1 protein-coding gene is annotated in these 904 nt (G+C 65.0%); it reads left to right on the forward strand.

Annotation, left to right across the window (positions count from 1 at the left end; genetic code table 11):
* Nucleotides 1-21 precede the first annotated feature (21 nt).
* On the forward strand, nt 22-904 hold an 883-nt coding region (locus HX846_RS36240; RefSeq protein ID WP_178967350.1), incomplete at its 3' end, for a TolC family protein.

Below are 904 nucleotides of genomic sequence, written 5' to 3' on the forward strand. Positions count from 1 at the left end.
ATCCCGTGGAGGCCAAACCCCATGGCTAAGCGCACTTGCCTGGTATTGGTCGCGACCCTGGGCCTGGGCGCCTGCCATCTTGCGCCACCGCTGGACGTGCCGGAGGTACCCATCGCCGCGCAGTTCCATACCCAGGGACCGTGGACCGTCGGCACGCCGAACGACCAGGCGAGTCGCGACGGTTGGTGGCACATCTACAAGGACCCGCAACTGGATGCGATGGAGCAGCAGTTGCTGCAAAGCAACCCGGACTTGAGCGCGGCACTGGCTCACTATTCCCAGGCCCAGGCGTTTTTGGCCCAGGCGCAATCCGGGCTGTTTCCAAAGCTGATCGGTTCCAGCAATGCCCAGCGCATTCGCCAGTCGGACACCCGGCCACTGCGCTCGGCCAGCCCGCCGAATGTTTACGATTCCGGGACAGTGGGGGTCGAACTGGACTATGAAGTCGACCTCTGGGGCCGTGTGCGCGACACCGTTGCCGCCGGCACCAGCGACGCCCAGGCCGCCAAGGCGGACCTGGCTTCGGTGCGTCTGAGCTTGCAGGCGCAATTGGCCGACAGCTACATCCGCCTGCGTGGCATCGACCGGCAAGACCAGTTGCTGCAGGAAACCAGCGATGCCTATGCCAAGGCTTTGAGCCTGACCGAAGGCTTGCACGGCGGCGGTATCGTCTCCGGGCTGGACGTGGCGCGGGCGCGTACCCAACTGTCGACGGTCAAGTCGCAGCTGAGCCAGAATTTGGTGCAGCGTGCAGTGCTTGAACACTCGATAGCGGCGATGCTGGGTGAGTCCGCATCGACCTACACGATTGCCCCAAGCGTCGCGGATATCGCCTTGCCCGGCGTGCCCACCGGTGTACCGTCTACGCTGTTGCAGCGTCGGCCGGACATCGCCGCTGCCGAGC

Origin of the sequence: Pseudomonas sp. K5002, from assembly GCF_013386655.1 — a bacterium.
Classification (GTDB): Bacteria; Pseudomonadota; Gammaproteobacteria; order Pseudomonadales; family Pseudomonadaceae; genus Aquipseudomonas.